Origin of the sequence: Streptomyces sp. CB01249, assembly GCF_001905735.1 — a bacterium.
Taxonomy (GTDB): domain Bacteria; phylum Actinomycetota; class Actinomycetes; order Streptomycetales; family Streptomycetaceae; genus Streptomyces.
On sequence record NZ_LISW01000005.1, the window covers coordinates 195,130 to 210,417 of the forward strand.

A 15,288-nucleotide genomic window follows, 5' to 3' on the forward strand; every position below is an offset into this window, starting at 1 on the left:
CTCACGCGTGTGTCAGTCGTGCACGATGCCCTCCTCCAGCTCCTGGCCGCGCAGCAGGAACCAGGCGGCTACGGCCGTCGCCACGAGGACGACCGCGCCGACGACGGAGGCGAGGTGCAGCCCGTCCACGAACGCGTCCTGCGCCGAGGAGACCAGCTCGTGGGCCTCGTGCGGCGGCAGCAGGTGCGAGGACTCCACGGCGCCGCCCAGCGATTCGTGCGCGGCGTCCGAGACGGCGGACGGGGTGCCGGGCGGGGCCTGGAAGCTCTTGTAGGCGCCGGTCACGATGGAGCCGAGCAGCGCGATGCCGAGCGCCGCGCCGAGCTCGTACGCCGTCTCGGAGACCGCGGAGGCGGAGCCCGCGTGCTCCTTGGGCACGCTGGACAGGATGACGTCCGACGTCACGGTGAACGCGAAGCCCGCGCCCACGCCGACGATCAGGAGCAGCGCCCCGATCAGCGGGTAGGCCGTGTCCCGGTGGACGGCGGCGACCGCGGCCAGCGCCAGGCCGATCGCGCCGAGCCCGCCGGCCACCACGGTCCGTACGGTGAACCGCCGGGCGACCGTGCCCGCCAGCAGGCCCGCGGTGACGGCGCCGATGGCGGCGGGCAGTTCGGCGAGCCCGGCCTCCAGAGGGCCGCGGCCCTGGACCAGCTGGAGGAACTGGGAGAGGAAGAAGACGATCCCGGACAGGCCGAGGATGGTCAGCAGGTCGGCGAGGACCGCGCCGGAGAAGCCCCGGTGGTGGAAGAGCCGCATGTCCAGCAGCGGGGCGGGGAGCCGGAACTGACGGCGTACGAACCAGATCAGCGCCAGCAGCCCGGCGACGCCCACCAGGGCGGGGGTCCAGCCCACGCCGTGCGCGGCCATCTCCTTGATGGCGTAGACGACCCCGATCATGCCGACCAGCGAGAGGCCCACGCTCGGCAGGTCCCAGGGCCCGGGCGCCGGGTTCTTGGACTCCGGGATCATCTTGATGCCGACCACCACGAGCACGGCCATGACGGGCAGGTTGATCAGGAAGACCGAGCCCCACCAGAAGTGTTCGAGGAGGAATCCGCCGACGACGGGCCCGACGGCGGCACCGGCCGAGGCCATCGCGCCCCAGATGCCGATGGCGAGGCTGCGCTCGCGAGGGTCGTGGAAGAGGTTGCGGATCAGCGCGAGGGTGGACGGCATCAGGGTGGCGCCCGCGACGCCGAGCAGGGCCCGCGCCACGATCATCATCTCGGGCGTGTGCGCGTAGGCGTTGAGCACCGAGACCGCGCCGAAGGCGGTGGCACCGCAGAGCAGCAGCTTCTTGCGGCCGATGCGGTCGCCGAGGCTGCCCATGGAGACCAGGAGTCCGGCGATCACGAAGGAGTAGACGTCACCGATCCAGAGCAGCTGGGTGCCGGTCGGCTCCAGGTCCTCGCTGAGGAAGGGGGTCGCCAGGCCGAGCACGGTCGCGTCGACGGCCACGAGCAGCACGGCGAGGACGAGGACGGCCAGCGCGATCCACCGCCCGGGGCGGTACGGATCGACGGGGGGCTCCGGGTGCTCTTCGACGCTGCTCATTGCTCCACGCTCCGGCGTGCGCCGCCGAGCAGCAACTCGGCGATCATGTACGGAAAGTCCCGGGCGGCCACCCGGCCCGCCTGAACGGCCCACGCCCCGCTGCCGATGAGCCCGTACAGCGCCTCGGTCAGCCAGGCCGGGGTCAGGTCGATGCGGAATTCGCCGCGCTCCTGGCCGCGCCGGAAGAAGGCGGCGACACGGGCGTCCAGCCGGTCCCAGCCGGCGTTCTGGTCGCCGTCCTCCCAGAGCTGGTTCTCCGTCACGAGAAACGAGAGCAGTCCGGCGCTCGGCTCGACGGCGACGACGAACCGGCGCAGCGCCTCCTCGCTCGTGCCCTCGTCCATCGCGGCGGCGTCGAGCGCGGCCTCGAACTCCTGGATGCCCAACTCCTCCAGCGCCCTGACCAGGGCGTCCCGCCCGGCGAAGTGGCGGTGCAGGGTGGCGCGCCCGATCCCGGCCGCCTTGGCGACCTCGTCCATGGTCGCGGTGGATTTACGGGTCAGCAGGGCGGCGGCACTGCGCAGCACCTGCTCACGATCAAGAGTCATGGGACAACACTAACCCGAATGAGACATCAACGTCTCATTCGGGTGAGTGGCGTCCCATTCCGCCGGTCAGCTCCAGGGCAGCGAGGCGCGGTGCCGCCAGTACGCCTCCGGCTCCTCGACCAGGGCCTCCAGCCTGGTCCGCCGTTCCTCGTCGAGGACGGGGACGGCCGCGTGGAGGTTGCCGGAGAGCTGGGCGACGGTGGCCGCGCCGGAGAGCACGACGCCGGCCCACGGCTGGTGGAGCACCAGGGCCAGGGCGACCGCGTCGCTCCCGAGCCCTTCCTCGTCCGCGATCTCCCGCACGACGGCGGGCGCCTGGTCACCGGCGAGCCGGCCGTTGGCCATGCCCTCCTTGACGATGACGGTGAGCCCGGCGGCGTGCGCCTCGGCAAGCGCGGGTCCCGCCGAGGTCTCCAGTGCGTTGTAGGTGGCCTGGACCGTACGGAAGAGGGGGGCGCCGTCGACCGTGACGGCGAGGGCGGCGAGGATCGCCTCGGCCTGCGCGGGGCCGCTGGTGGAGATGCCGACGCTGACGCCCTGCGCGGCCAGTTCGGCGAGGCGGGCGTGCAGCTCCTTGTCGGCGAGCGCCGGGCTGTCCGGGGTCACCGAGTGGATCTGGTAGAGGTCGAGCCGGTCACCGAGCAGGGCGGCGGTCTCGGCGCGCTGGCGCTCGAACGCGGCGAGGCTGTGGTCCTTGACCTCGTGCACCTCCGCGTCGAGGCCCCAGTCGGCGGTGTAGGTGTAGCCCCATTTGCTGCCGACGACCACGTCGTCCGCCTCGGGGTGCGCGGCCAGCCAGCCGGCCAGGAACTCCTCGGCGCGCCCGTAGGAGCGGGCGGCGTCGAAGTAGCGGACGCCCTGCGCGTAGGCGGCGTCGAGGAGTTCGTGCGTACGGTCGCGCAGGGCGTCGGGCGAGCGCTCCCCGGGCAGGTCGCGGTCGCGGTGGAGGTTGATGTAGCCGGGCCGGCCGACGGCGGCCAGGCCGAGCCCGATGTGGGCGGTGGGGGTGGTCGCTTCGGACAGTCGGGCGAACGGCATCGCGGGCTCCTCGTCGTCGGGCAGGACGCGCCTACCCTCAACGTAGCCCGCGATGCGCTTTCGACTACTTGTGCGCGTCCGCCCAGGCGTGCTGCACGGCCAGGTCGGCCTTGACCTCGGCCAGCTGGGTGGCGACGGCTGAGGGTGCGGTGCCGCCGCGCCCGCTGCGGGAGGCGAGGGCGCCGGCCACGTTGAGGACGGTGCGGACCTCGGGGGTCAGGTGCTCGGAGATCTTCGCGAACTGCTCGTCCGTCAGCTCGTCCAGCTCGATGCCGTGGTGCTCGCACTCCTTGACGCACTCACCGGCGACCTCGTGGGCGACGCGGAACGGCACGCCCTTCTTGACCAGCCACTCCGCGATGTCGGTGGCGAGCGAGAATCCGGCCGGGGCCAGCTCCTCCATGCGCTCCCGGTTGACGGTGAGCGTCGCCATCATGCCGGTGAAGGCGGGGAGCAGGACCTCCAGCTGGTCGCAGGAGTCGAAGACCGGCTCCTTGTCCTCCTGGAGGTCGCGGTTGTACGCGAGCGGCAGGGCCTTCAGCGTGGCCATCAGGCCCGTGAGGTTGCCGATGAGCCGGCCCGACTTGCCCCGGGCGAGCTCGGCGATGTCCGGGTTCTTCTTCTGCGGCATGATCGAGGAGCCGGTCGAGAAGGCGTCGTGCAGGGTGACGAAGGAGAACTCCTTCGTGTTCCAGATGATGATCTCCTCGGCGATCCGGGAGAGGTTGACGCCGATCATCGCGGTGACGAACGCGAACTCGGCGACGAAGTCCCGGGACGCCGTGCCGTCGATCGAGTTGCCCACCGAGCCCCGCTCGAAGCCGAGGTCGGCCGCGACCGCCTCCGGGTCGAGGCCCAGCGAGGACCCGGCCAGCGCGCCGGAGCCGTACGGCGAGACGGCGGTCCGCTCGTCCCACTGCCGCAGCCGCTCCGCGTCCCGGGACAGGGACTGCACATGGGCCAGGACATGGTGGGCGAAGAGCACCGGCTGGGCGTGCTGGAGGTGCGTACGGCCGGGCATGGCGACGTCCGGGTGGGCCTCGGCGAGGCCGACCAGGGCGTCCTGGAGGTCGGCGACCAGGGAGCCGATGATGCGGGCGTGGTCGCGCAGGTACATCCGGAAGAGCGTGGCGATCTGGTCGTTGCGGGACCGGCCGGCGCGGAGCTTGCCGCCGAGGTCGGGGCCCAGCCGCTCCAGCAGGCCGCGCTCCAGAGCGGTGTGGACGTCCTCGTCGGCGATGGTGCCGGTGAAGGAGCCGTCGGCCACGTCCGCTTCGAGCTGGTCGAGCCCGGCGATCATCCGGTTCAGCTCGTCCTCGGTGAGCAGACCGGCCTTGTTGAGGACGCGGGCGTGGGCACGGGAGCCGGCGATGTCGTACGGCGCGAGGCGCCAGTCGAAGTGGACGGACGCGGACAGCCGGGCCAGCGCCTCGGCCGGTCCGTCGGCGAAGCGGGCGCCCCAGAGACGTACGTCGCCGTTGCCGTTGCCGTTGCTCACTACGTGCTCCTCGGAAGTGCCACGATCAGTAATAGGCATAACTATGCAGAGCTCTGCATGGTTTGTCAAAGCGGATGCCGGGACCGCCGGGCCGCCGGTACGGTCGGTCTCCGGAACACCTGGGGGGATCATGGACCACGCGTGGACAGCGGCGCAGCGCCTCGCCGAGGGCCGGCCCGTGCGCGAAGCGCTCGGCGGGCGGGACTCCGCGGCGGACTGGGTGGCCCTCGATCTGGCGGTGCGGTACCCGCCCTGGTACGCCGCGGACCGCTGGGTCCCGCCGCTCCCGGACCGGGACGCCGCGCCGACCGAACCCGGCACCGCCCTCGCTCTGTGCCACCGCGACGGCCGGATCCGGGGGGCCGCGCTCGACCGCGTGTCCCGCTACCCGGACCTGCTGCCCCTCCTCGTCGTGCGGTGCACGGACTGGGCGGCTCCGGTACGTGAGCGGGCCCGGGCCCTGCTCGCGGAGGCACCGCCCGCCGGGCTTGTCGCGCAGGCGGAGCTGATCCTGCTCCTGGACCGGCGCGAGCGGGGCGGGTTCGCGGCGGAGCAGCTGGGCCGGGCGCTGCGCGAGGGCCCCGCCGAGGCCGTGCACCCGCTGCTGGAGAGCGCCGACCGGGCGACACGCCGGTTCGCCCATCGCGTCGCCGTCGAGCGCGGACTGCTGCCGCCGCTCCGGCTGGCCCGCATCGCCGCGCGCTCGGGGGACGCCGTCCTCCAGGACCTGTGCGCGGAGGCGGCCGTCGCCGCGGTGCGCGGGACGGGCCGCGACGACGGCGTCCTCGGCATCCTGCTGACCGGCCGCTCGGGCCGCGTCCGGGCCGCCGGAGTCACCGCGCTGCGGCGCGCCGGCCGGTACGAGGAGGCGCGGGCCCATCTGACGGACCGTTCGGGCGTGGTGCGGGCCTGCGCCCGGTACGTGGTGCGCCAGGGCGGGACCGACCCGCTGCCGCTGTACCGGGAGCTGTGCGCGGGCGAGGCCGTCGCGCCGGGCGCCGCCGCCGGGCTCGGCGAGTGCGGCGACCTGAAGGAGGACGCGGGCACGCTGTGGGCCCTGGTCCGCCACCCGGACCCGGCCGTGCGCGCCCAGGCGGTGAACGGGCTGCGGGCGCTGGACGCGGTGCGATGGGAGGGGCTGGCGCCGTTGCTGGACGACCCGTCATCCGCCGTGGTCCGGGCGGCGACCCGGGCCCTGCTCCCCCACGCGGCCGAGTTCCCGGTGGAGTGGCTGCGCGAGCGGGACAGCCCGGAGTCGCGCCGGGCGGTGCGGGTGGGGGCGCAGCGGCTGCTGCGGGCGGCGCGCTGATCCCGTATCGGAACCCTGAGCCGATCCGCCGGGTACGGCCTAGAGTCCGTGGCATGCGAAGACTTGTGACAACCGCCGCCGTTCTGCTGGCCCTCGGCACCGTCGTCGGGGCCGGGCGGCCGCCGCTGGCCACCGCCCCGCTACCGACCCGGCTCGCCGACACGGGCGGCGGCACCCAGCTGATCACCGCCATGGCGGACTCCACCTCGTCCACCGTCGGCACCCTCACCTGGTGGGACCTGCGGGACGGGAAGTGGGTCGCCGCCGGGACCGCCGCCGCCCGGTTCGGCTCGAAGGGCCTCACCGAGGGCAGCACCCGGCAGCAGAGCACGTACACGACGCCGACCGGTCTGTACGACCTGCCGTACGCCTTCGGGGTCAAGGCCGCGCCCGCGGGCACGCGCTTCTCGTACCGGCAGGCCACCACCAAGTCCTGGTGGTGCGAGGACAACGAGGCCGCCGCCTACAACCGCTGGGTCGAGCCGCTGCCCTCGGACTGCCGGGCCTCGGAGTCCGAGCAGATCACCGCGTACCCCACGCAGTACGCCCGGGCGCTCGTCATCGGCTTCAACTACGACAAGCCGGTACGCGGCCGGGGCGCCGGGATCTTCCTGCACGTCAACGGGTCCGGCGCGACCGCCGGTTGCGTCTCCGTACCGGCGGACGCGATGGACCGCATCCTGGCCTGGGCCGACCCGGCCCGCAGCCCGCACATCGCGATCGGCACCGTCGCCGGCGCGACCGCGATCACGAACTACTGACGCGTCTTCACTAACGCTCGTTCTGCGCGAGCCGCAGCAGATGGTCGGCGAGCGCCTGCCCGCCGGCCGGGTCGCGGCTGATCAGCATGAGCGTGTCGTCACCCGCGATGGTGCCGAGGATGTCGTGCAGTTCGGCCTGGTCGATGGCCGAGGCGAGGAACTGCGCGGCGCCCGGCGGCGTACGCAGCACCACCAGGTTGGCCGAGGCCTCCGCCGAGATCAGCAGTTCGGCGGAGAGCCTGCGCATCCGCTCCTCCTTGGCGGAGCCGCCCAGCGGCGCCTGCGGGGTGCGGAAACCGCCCTCGCTGGGCACCGCGTAGATCAGCTCGCCGCCGGTGTTGCGGATCTTCACCGCGCCCAGCTCGTCCAGGTCCCGGGAGAGCGTCGCCTGAGTGACGCTCAGCCCGTCGTCGCTGAGGAGCTTGGCCAGCTGGCTCTGCGAGCGCACCGGCTGCCGGTTGAGGATGTCCACGATCCGGCGGTGGCGGGCCGTGCGGGTCTGCGGCACCGAAGGCCCGCCGAACTCGGATTCCTGCGCCTCGGTCATCGTCGTCGCCTCATTCTCCGGAGCGCTTCTCGCCGGATCGTCCGTCCCCGTATGCCGCGTCGAGGGCACCCGGCAGCGCCCGGAGGAACGCGTCCACCTCCGCGTCGCCGATCGTCAGCGGCGGCATGAGCCGCAGGACGTCGGGCGCGGGCGCGTTCACCAGGAGACCGGCACCCTGAGCCGCCTGCTGCGCCTGGGGCGCGAGGGGCTCGGTGAGCACGATACCCAGCAGCAGCCCGGAGCCCCGGACATGGGAGACCAGGGGGTGCCCCAGTCCTTCCACGCCCTCCCGGATGCGCTCGCCGAGCCGCTTCACCTGATCGAGGGCGCCGTCGGCGGCGAGGGTGTCCAGGACCGCGAGACCGGCGGCGCAGGCGACCGGGTTGCCGCCGAACGTCGTGCCGTGCTGGCCGGGTGCGAGGAGGTCGGCCGCCGCCCCGAAGGCGACCGTCGCGCCGATCGGGAGGCCGCCGCCGAGCCCCTTGGCGAGGGTGACGACATCGGGCTCGACGCCCTGGTGGGCCTGGTGCTCGAACCACGTACCGCACCGGCCGATACCCGTCTGGACCTCGTCCAGGACGAGCAGGGTGCCGGTGGCCCGGGTGATCTCCCGGGCGGCCTCCAGATAGCCCTTGGGCGGGACGACGACGCCGTTCTCGCCCTGGACGGGCTCGATGATCAGGAGCGCGGTGTCGGTGGTGACGGCGGAGCGCAGCGCCTCCACGTCCCCGTACGGCACATGGGTGACGTCGCCGGGGAGCGGGGTGAAGGCCTCGCGCTTCTTGGGCTGGCCGGTGAGCGCGAGCGCGCCCATGGTCCGGCCGTGGAAGCCGCCGTCGGTGGCGACCATGTGGGTGCGCCCGGTCAGCCGGCCGATCTTGAACGCGGCCTCGTTGGCCTCGGCGCCCGAGTTGCAGAAGTAGACCTTGCCCGTGCGGCCGAAGAGCGAGAGAAGCCGTTCGGCGAGCGCGACGGGCGGTTCGGCGATGTACAGGTTGGACACGTGCCCGAGGGTGGAGATCTGGGCGGTGACCGCCTCCACGACGGCGGGGTGGCCGTGGCCCAGGGCGTTGACCGCGATGCCGCCGACGAAGTCGAGGTACTCGGTGCCGTCCGCGTCCCAGACACGGGCGCCCTCGCCGCGCACGAGGGACAGCTTCGGGGTGCCGTAGTTGTCCATCAGTGCGTGCTGCCAGCGCTGCGAAAGCTCGGCGTTGCTCATGACTCCCCCTGTGCGTCGGGCACGACCATCGTGCCGATTCCCTCGTCGGTGAAGATTTCCAGCAGGATCGAGTGCTGGACCCGGCCGTCGATGACGCGGGCGGTCTCCACCCCGTTGCGTACGGCGTGCAGGCAGCCCTGCATCTTCGGCACCATGCCGCTGGACAGCTCGGGCAGCAGCTTCTCCAGCTCGGTGGCGGTGAGCCGGCTGATCACGTCGTCGCTGTGGGGCCAGTCCTCGTACAGGCCCTCGACGTCGGTGAGGACCATCAGCGTCTCGGCGTTCAGCGCGGCGGCGAGTGCGGCGGCCGCGGTGTCGGCGTTGACGTTGTAGACGTGGTTGTCGTCGGCGGACCGGGCGATGGAGGAGATGACCGGGATGCGGCCGTCGTCCAGCAGGGCCTGGATGGCGCCGGTGTCGATGGCGGTGATCTCGCCGACCCGGCCGATGTCGACCAGCTCGCCGTCGATGGTGGGCCGGTGCTGTATGGCGGTGATGGTGTGGGCGTCCTCGCCGGTCATGCCGACGGCGAGCGGCCCGTGCTGGTTGAGCAGGCCGACCAGCTCGCGCTGGACCTGTCCGGCGAGCACCATGCGGACGACGTCCATCGCCTCGGGCGTGGTGACGCGCAGGCCCGCCTTGAACTCGCTGACCAGGCCCTGCTTGTCGAGCTGGGCGCTGATCTGGGGGCCGCCGCCGTGCACGACGACGGGCTTGAGCCCCGCGTGGCGCAGGAAGACGACGTCCTGGGCGAAGGCCGCCTTCAGCTCCTCGTCGATCATGGCGTTGCCGCCGAACTTGATGACGACGGTCTTGCCGTTGTGCCGGGTGAGCCAGGGCAGGGCCTCGATGAGGATCTGCGCCTTCGGGAGTGCGGTGTGCTTCCGCGCCGTCGTCATGAGCTGTAAGCGCTGTTCTCGTGGACGTAGTCCGCGGTGAGGTCGTTGGCCCAGATGACGGCGGACTCGGTGCCCGCGGCGAGGTCGGCGGTGATCCGGACCTCCCGGTAGCGCATGTCGACCAGGTCGCGGTCCTCGCCGACCGAGCCGTTCCGGCAGACCCAGACGTCGTTGATGGCGACGTTGAGCGCGTCCGGCTCGAAGGCGGCCTTCGTGGTGCCGATGGCGGAGAGCACCCGGCCCCAGTTGGGGTCCTCGCCGTGGATGGCGCACTTGAGGAGGTTGTTGCGGGCGATGGAGCGGCCCACCTCGACGGCGTCGTCCTCGGTCGCGGCGTTGACGACCTCGATGCGGATGTCCTTGGAGGCGCCCTCGGCGTCCCCGATGAGCTGCCGGGCCAGATCGTCGCAGACGGTACGGACGGCCTCGGCGAACTCCTTCTGCTCCGGGGCGATCCCGCTGGCGCCGGAGGCCAGCAGCAGCACGGTGTCGTTGGTGGACATGCAGCCGTCGGAGTCGACCCGGTCGAAGGTGGTGCGGGTCGCGTCGCGCAGGGCGGCGTCCAGACCGGCGGCGTCCACGTCGGCGTCGGTGGTGAGCACGACGAGCATGGTGGCCAGGCCCGGGGCGAGCATGCCCGCGCCCTTGGCCATGCCGCCGACGGTCCAGCCCTCGCCGCCGGCGACGGCGGTCTTGTGCACGGTGTCGGTGGTCTTGATGGCGATGGCGGCCTTCTCGCCGCCGTGCTCGCTGAGGGCCGCGGCGGCCTTCTCGATGCCGGGGAGCAGCTTGTCCATGGGGAGCAGGATGCCGATGAGCCCGGTGGAGGCGACGGCGATCTCGCCCGCGCTGTGGCCCTGGAGGACCTCGGCCGCCTTCTCGGCGGTGGCGTGGGTGTCCTGGAAGCCCTTCGGGCCCGTACAGGCGTTGGCGCCGCCGGAGTTGAGGACCACGGCGGAGACCTCGCCGCCCTTGACGACCTGCTCCGACCAGAGGACCGGCGCGGCCTTCACGCGGTTGGAGGTGAAGACGCCCGCGGCGGCGCGGCGCGGACCGTTGTTGACCACGAGGGCCAGGTCCGGGTTGCCGTTCTCCTTGATTCCGGCGGCGATGCCCGCCGCCGAGAATCCCTGTGCTGCCGTGACGCTCACGGTGCGACTCCGATCGTGGAAAGACCTGTGTCCTCGGGCAGTCCGAGGGCGATGTTCATGGACTGCAGGGCCCCGCCCGCGGTGCCCTTGGCGAGGTTGTCGATGGCGCTGATCACGATGATCCGCCCGGCCGCCTCGTCGTACGCGACCTGGACCTGCACCGCGTTGGAGCCGTACACGGCGGCGGTGGCGGGCCACTGCCCCTCGGGCAGCAGGTCCACGAACGGCTCGTCCGCGTACGCCTTCTCGTAGGCGGCGCGTACGCTCTCGGCGCTCGTCCCGGGCTTCGCCTTCGCGCTGCACGTGGCGAGGATGCCGCGGGGCATGGGCGCGAGGGTCGGCGTGAACGAGACGGTGACCGGCTCACCGGCGGCGGCGCTGAGGTTCTGGATCATCTCCGGCGTGTGGCGGTGGACGCCGCCGACGCCGTACGGGGACATGTTGCCCATCACCTCGGAGCCGAGCAGGTGCGGCTTGGCCGCCTTCCCGGCGCCGGAGGTCCCGGACGCGGCGACGATCACGGCCTCGGGCTCGGCGAGCTGGGCCGCGTACGCCGGGTAGAGCGCGAGCGACACGGCGGTCGGGTAGCACCCCGGCACCGCGATCCGCTTGGTGCCGGCGAGGGCAGCGCGGCCGCCGGGCAGTTCGGGCAGGCCGTAGGGCCAGGTACCGGCGTGCGGCGAGCCGTAGAATTTCTCCCAGTCGCCGGCGTCCCGGAGGCGGAAGTCGGCGCCCATGTCCACCACCAGGACGTCGTCACCGAGCTGTTCGGCCACGGCGGCGGACTGGCCGTGCGGCAGGGCCAGGAAGACGACGTCGTGCCCGGCGAGCACGTCGGCGGTGGTGGGCTGGAGGATGCGGTCCGCCAGGGGGCGCAGGTGCGGTTGGAGGGCGCCGAGGGGCTGGCCCGCGTTGGAGTTGGCGGTGAGTGCGCCGATCTCCACCTCGGGGTGGGCGAGCAGCAGACGGAGCAGTTCCCCGCCCGCGTATCCGCTCGCTCCTGCCACTGCTGCGCGTACCGCCATGAAAGCCTCCTCATCGATGGCATGACTATACGCAGTGATGCACTTTTATGCAAAGAAACGGCTTGAGGCGCCACGGGACTCTGTGACCGAGACTCCTGATTGGCACACCAAGAGAGATTGTTGGCACGCTTGCCCTGTAGCGCTGAGTAGCTAGCCGGCCGGGCCAGTCTGGACGTGATCGGCTGGACACCGAACCCGCTGCCTTGGCACAGGGGCCGGTCATCCCGTCACACCGGCGATGAACGCACAGTGCGCCACCGACAGGCAGTTTCAGCGGAACCATTGTCGCGGCCACCGCCGCGCTGAGCTGGGATTCCCAGGTACCCATACCCGTTGGCGCCTGCGGTAGGCATCGGCGGCGGGATGTAGCTGTTGCGCAGCCCGCGCGCCCGCCTGAGCCAGGGTGCCAAGCACCGGTTGATGCACAAGTCCATGCGTCGGTGGTTCCCGGCCGTCTTCTATCGAGAAGGCCCCTTCCCGCTGGACGCTCGCAGCCGTCTGCGAAGTGGCTCGGACTCGGCGGAGCCCGGCCGCGGTGCGGGCGGAAGGCCGAGGCCGCCGCGGAGGCCGGAGTCCCCGGCCGGGTGGTGGTCCGCCGCTGGGGCCAGGGTCCTGCGGGCCTAGCCGGCGAGCGTCGAATGCTCCGAGGCCGTCCGTACGACCGCCAACCGCATCCTCGGCAACGATGGACCGGACGAGCCAGTCACTCTGGGCTCCGTCCCCGCTCTCACGGCCAACCCGAGGCCCCGCGTGCCGTCCGTGCACGACGACGAGGAGGATCTGGGCGTAAGCCTCGCCGACGGAACGGGTGCGGGGGAGCGGATGGAACAGGCAGCGGCGCACCTGGTCTCACTCACGGCGCGGATCGTCGACCAAGCCCTCGTGGAAGGCCGGCCCACCGGGCTGAACTGGACGAGATGGGCCAGGCCCACGCGCTCTGGTGCGCGTGCCTGAACGAGGGCTTGCAAGGCTCCTGAATGTCAGCGGGAAGCCGTAAGGTCCTACTTACGTGCTACGCCGGACCGATCACCGAGGGGGACGCCGTGCAGGCGAAGGAGACGCTGTTCGCCGATCTCGTCCAGGGCAGAGCACAGCAGTTCCAGGTGCCGCTTTACCAGCGGACTTACTCCTGGTCGGAGAAGCAGCTCAGACAGTTGTGGACCGACATCCTGGAGCAGGCCGAGCTCGTGGAGTTCGGAGAGAAGGCGAGCACTCACTTCCTGGGGTCCGTGGTGCTCTCGCCGTCGCCGCAGAACGAAGCTACGTTCCCCCGCTGGCTCGTCGTCGACGGTCAGCAGCGACTGACCACGCTGTCGCTCGCCCTGGCCGCGATCCGCGACCACATAGCGGACGGCGAACCCGACGAGGCCGAGCGCATCGACGATGAATACCTCATCAACAAGCGTAAGAACGGCAGCGACCGCCTCAGGCTACTACCAACCCAGGCTGACCGGGCGCAGTTCGCGGCATACGTTCGGGGACCGCTCTCGGAGCAGGCGGCGGGCGGAGCCGTCGCCGCTGCCTACGGCTTCTTCCGCCGCAAGCTCGTCGAGGCCGCCGATCCTGCCGCCCCACAGGACGTGCTTCGCATCGAGGAGGCCATCACCTCCCGGCTCACCTTGGTGGCGGTTACGGCCGAACGCGCGGACAACGTGCACCGCATCTTCGAGTCCCTCAACAACACCGGCCTCAAGCTGAGCCAGGCAGACTTGCTGCGCAACTACCTGTTCATGCGGCTGCCCACCCGCGGTGAGCACATCTACGAGACCTACTGGCTTCCGCTGCAGGACAGCCTGAGCAACGACGAGTTGGAACAGCTCATGTGGCTTCAGCTGGTGCTCGACGGGGACGGCCGGGTTCGCCGCCAGGACCTTTACGCGGCTCAGCAGCAACGCTTCGAGCGGGGTGAGGTCAGCGAGGTGGAGATTGAGGCCTACATCAAGGAGCTGTACCGGCGTGGCGCCCTTTTCCGTCGGCTGCTCCACCCCGAGGAGGAGGCAAACGAAGCGGTCCGCGCCCACTTGCACCGGCTGGACACCTGGCAGGCCCAGGTCGCCTATCCCGCGCTGATGCTGCTGCTCGACCGGCGTCAGCGCGGGGAGCTGAGCTCCGCGGACACGGCCCGCGCGATGTCCTACATCGAGAGCTTCCTGGTGCGCCGGATGATGTGCCGGGTGCCGACGAACAACCTCAACAGGATTTTCCAGGCAGTGCCTGGGCAACTCCCGCTGGACGTGGCTGTCGCCGACGGGCTGCACCAGCTCCTCTCCGCAGAGAACCGCTTCTGGCCCGATGACGACGAACTGCGCGAGAAGGTCCGAAAGGCACCTTTCTACAAGTTCGGCCGCGGTCACCAGCGCAAGATGGTGCTCCAGCGGCTGGAGGAAAGCTACGAGCATCCCGAACCGATCGACTTCGCCACCGCGCAGCTCACCATCGAGCATGTCATGCCGCAGTCGCCTAGCGATGAGTGGCTCCGGATGCTGAGCGAGGAGGTGGTCGACGGCGAGAGCGCGGAGGACCTGCACTCCCGGCTTCAGCACACGCTTGGGAACCTAACACTCACCGCAGTCAACTCGGAGCTATCCAATCACCCATTCGAGCGCAAGCAGGGCTTGCTCCAGGGCAGCCATCTGGAGATGAACCGTCGCATCGCCACCACAGAGCGGTGGGGCGCGGCAGACATCCGCGCCCGTGCCGACGAACTCGCCGACCGCGCGATCACACTGTGGCCGGCCCCGCTACGCGGAGTCGGCCGAGCGGAGCGGAGCCGGGACTGGAACCTAGCCCATCAGGTGCTCGCCTCGCTCCCCCACGGCGCCTGGACGTCGTACGGAGATCTCGCGGCCTTCATCGGCTCCGGCGCCCAGGCCGTGGGTAATCATCTGGCTAATACGCCAGGGGTGGCCAACGCGTACCGGGTGCTCACCTCCGAGGGCAAGGTCTCCGACGGCTTCCGCTGGGCACCTCAAGACGCGGGAGGGGACGTTCGTGCTCGGCTCAGCGGCGACGGCGTGCGCATTACGGCCGGCGGGGCAGCCGATCCGGCGCAGCGCCTCTCCGCCGATGAGCTTGCTTCGCTGGTCAGCGAAGCCGGCGACCCGGCCGGCAGCGAGGAGGACACAACGCAGTGCGCCCCGGAGAGCCAGGGTGAGCAGACGGACGCCAACTCGTTCTACCTGCAGCTCATGGCGGACAACTCCCCCGAGAGGCGGTTCTTCCGTGACCTCGCAGAGGACAATTCGCCGAGGACGGTGGAGGCGGTGCGCGGCCTCCTTGCAAGCTGGGATGAAATCGGCGGAAAGATCTATCACCTCGGCGGCACGAAGGCCAGCGGCAGCGGTGCAACGCTCACCTTGGAGGAGACGGGCGCCCCAGACAGCGTGATCTCGCCCATGGGCATTACCTCTGGCTGCGGACTGGGCGGCACGGCCTATCTCGGCTTCCAATGGCTTTCACTAATGGAGCCGTCCACCCGCGCCACCCTGCGTCACGAATTCCTCCGGCTTCTCAATGAACTTGAAGGTATTGACCATCAGGAGAGAGAGGCGGGCCGGGGACCGGCCCCCAGCTTCCCGCTGTCCGTTCTGGAGAAGGATCGCAACCGAGAGCTGCTCGTCGAAGCTCTGATGTGGGTCCGGGACCGATGGAAAAGCCGGGACAGGGTCTGAGTCTGGATCAGCAGGACAGAACGGTCCCGTACGCGCCGCTCAATGCGGATGGCCTTGACCTG

At 71.2% G+C, this 15,288-nt stretch carries 12 protein-coding genes; 3 read left to right on the top strand and 9 right to left on the bottom strand.

The window, feature by feature from the left end; genetic code table 11:
• Positions 1 to 12 precede the first annotated feature (12 nt).
• From AMK18_RS23545 to argH, 4 genes are all read right to left on the bottom strand, one after another.
• On the bottom strand, positions 13 to 1,557 hold the full coding sequence (locus AMK18_RS23545; protein ID WP_018103828.1) for an MFS transporter: 1,545 nt from the start codon (positions 1,555 to 1,557) through the stop codon (positions 13 to 15).
• Positions 1,554 to 2,105: a TetR/AcrR family transcriptional regulator gene (locus tag AMK18_RS23550; RefSeq protein ID WP_073864393.1), complete on the bottom strand. Its 552-nt coding sequence runs from the start codon at positions 2,103 to 2,105 to the stop codon at positions 1,554 to 1,556. Before AMK18_RS23550 ends, AMK18_RS23545 begins: the two co-directional genes overlap by 4 nt.
• Before the next feature lie 66 nt (positions 2,106 to 2,171).
• Positions 2,172 to 3,143: an aldo/keto reductase gene (locus AMK18_RS23555; RefSeq protein WP_073864394.1), complete on the bottom strand. Its 972-nt coding sequence runs from the start codon at positions 3,141 to 3,143 to the stop codon at positions 2,172 to 2,174.
• Between the two features lie 64 nt (positions 3,144 to 3,207).
• Positions 3,208 to 4,641, bottom strand: coding sequence for an argininosuccinate lyase (gene argH / locus AMK18_RS23560; RefSeq protein WP_241836631.1), 1,434 nt, complete (start codon positions 4,639 to 4,641; stop codon positions 3,208 to 3,210).
• Between the two features lie 130 nt (positions 4,642 to 4,771).
• On the opposite strand from argH, the gene AMK18_RS23565 reads away from it, so the two are divergent.
• The gene (locus AMK18_RS23565) at positions 4,772 to 5,950 is read left to right on the top strand and encodes a hypothetical protein (RefSeq protein WP_073864397.1); all 1,179 of its coding nucleotides are present in this window, start codon (positions 4,772 to 4,774) and stop codon (positions 5,948 to 5,950) included.
• A gap of 53 nt (positions 5,951 to 6,003) precedes the next feature.
• Positions 6,004 to 6,711, top strand: a complete 708-nt coding sequence (locus AMK18_RS23570) for a L,D-transpeptidase family protein (protein WP_026171614.1) — start codon at positions 6,004 to 6,006, stop codon at positions 6,709 to 6,711.
• Positions 6,712 to 6,721: 10 nt separating this feature from the next.
• On the opposite strand, the gene AMK18_RS23575 is transcribed toward AMK18_RS23570, so the two are convergent.
• Genes AMK18_RS23575 through argC form a run of 5 tightly spaced genes read right to left on the bottom strand, consistent with a single transcriptional unit; the run spans position 6,722 to position 11,555 of the window.
• Positions 6,722 to 7,258, bottom strand: a complete 537-nt coding sequence (locus AMK18_RS23575; RefSeq protein WP_018103822.1) for an arginine repressor — start codon at positions 7,256 to 7,258, stop codon at positions 6,722 to 6,724.
• Between the two features lie 10 nt (positions 7,259 to 7,268).
• Positions 7,269 to 8,480, bottom strand: coding sequence for an acetylornithine transaminase (locus AMK18_RS23580; protein ID WP_018103821.1), 1,212 nt, complete (start codon positions 8,478 to 8,480; stop codon positions 7,269 to 7,271).
• Positions 8,477 to 9,379, bottom strand: a complete 903-nt coding sequence (gene argB, locus AMK18_RS23585; RefSeq protein WP_018103820.1) for an acetylglutamate kinase — start codon at positions 9,377 to 9,379, stop codon at positions 8,477 to 8,479. The genes AMK18_RS23580 and argB overlap by 4 nt, the downstream gene beginning before the upstream one ends.
• Positions 9,376 to 10,530, bottom strand: a complete 1,155-nt coding sequence (argJ, locus tag AMK18_RS23590; RefSeq protein WP_018103819.1) for a bifunctional glutamate N-acetyltransferase/amino-acid acetyltransferase ArgJ — start codon at positions 10,528 to 10,530, stop codon at positions 9,376 to 9,378. The genes argB and argJ overlap by 4 nt, the downstream gene beginning before the upstream one ends.
• A complete protein-coding gene (gene argC / locus AMK18_RS23595) occupies positions 10,527 to 11,555 on the bottom strand; it encodes an N-acetyl-gamma-glutamyl-phosphate reductase (protein ID WP_026171613.1) in 1,029 nt (342 codons plus the stop codon). The genes argJ and argC overlap by 4 nt, the downstream gene beginning before the upstream one ends.
• 1,043 nt (positions 11,556 to 12,598) lie before the next feature.
• Between argC and AMK18_RS23605 the strand changes: the two genes are divergently transcribed.
• Positions 12,599 to 15,226, top strand: a complete 2,628-nt coding sequence (locus AMK18_RS23605) for a GmrSD restriction endonuclease domain-containing protein (protein ID WP_073864557.1) — start codon at positions 12,599 to 12,601, stop codon at positions 15,224 to 15,226.
• Positions 15,227 to 15,288: the final 62 nt, after the last annotated feature.

What these genes read in the sequence shown, in the direction of transcription:
- AMK18_RS23580 (WP_018103821.1), bottom strand. Translation starts at nt 8,480, where the DNA reads ATGAGCAACGCCGAGCTTTCGCAGCGCTGGCAGCACGCACTGATGGAC.
- AMK18_RS23565 (WP_073864397.1), top strand. Translation starts at nt 4,772, where the DNA reads ATGGACCACGCGTGGACAGCGGCGCAGCGCCTCGCCGAGGGCCGGCCC.
- AMK18_RS23570 (WP_026171614.1), top strand. Translation starts at nt 6,004, where the DNA reads ATGCGAAGACTTGTGACAACCGCCGCCGTTCTGCTGGCCCTCGGCACC.
- AMK18_RS23575 (WP_018103822.1), bottom strand. Translation starts at nt 7,258, where the DNA reads ATGACCGAGGCGCAGGAATCCGAGTTCGGCGGGCCTTCGGTGCCGCAG.
- AMK18_RS23555 (WP_073864394.1), bottom strand. Translation starts at nt 3,143, where the DNA reads ATGCCGTTCGCCCGACTGTCCGAAGCGACCACCCCCACCGCCCACATC.
- argC (WP_026171613.1), bottom strand. Translation starts at nt 11,555, where the DNA reads ATGGCGGTACGCGCAGCAGTGGCAGGAGCGAGCGGATACGCGGGCGGG.
- argB (WP_018103820.1), bottom strand. Translation starts at nt 9,379, where the DNA reads ATGACGACGGCGCGGAAGCACACCGCACTCCCGAAGGCGCAGATCCTC.
- AMK18_RS23550 (WP_073864393.1), bottom strand. Translation starts at nt 2,105, where the DNA reads ATGACTCTTGATCGTGAGCAGGTGCTGCGCAGTGCCGCCGCCCTGCTG.
- AMK18_RS23545 (WP_018103828.1), bottom strand. Translation starts at nt 1,557, where the DNA reads ATGAGCAGCGTCGAAGAGCACCCGGAGCCCCCCGTCGATCCGTACCGC.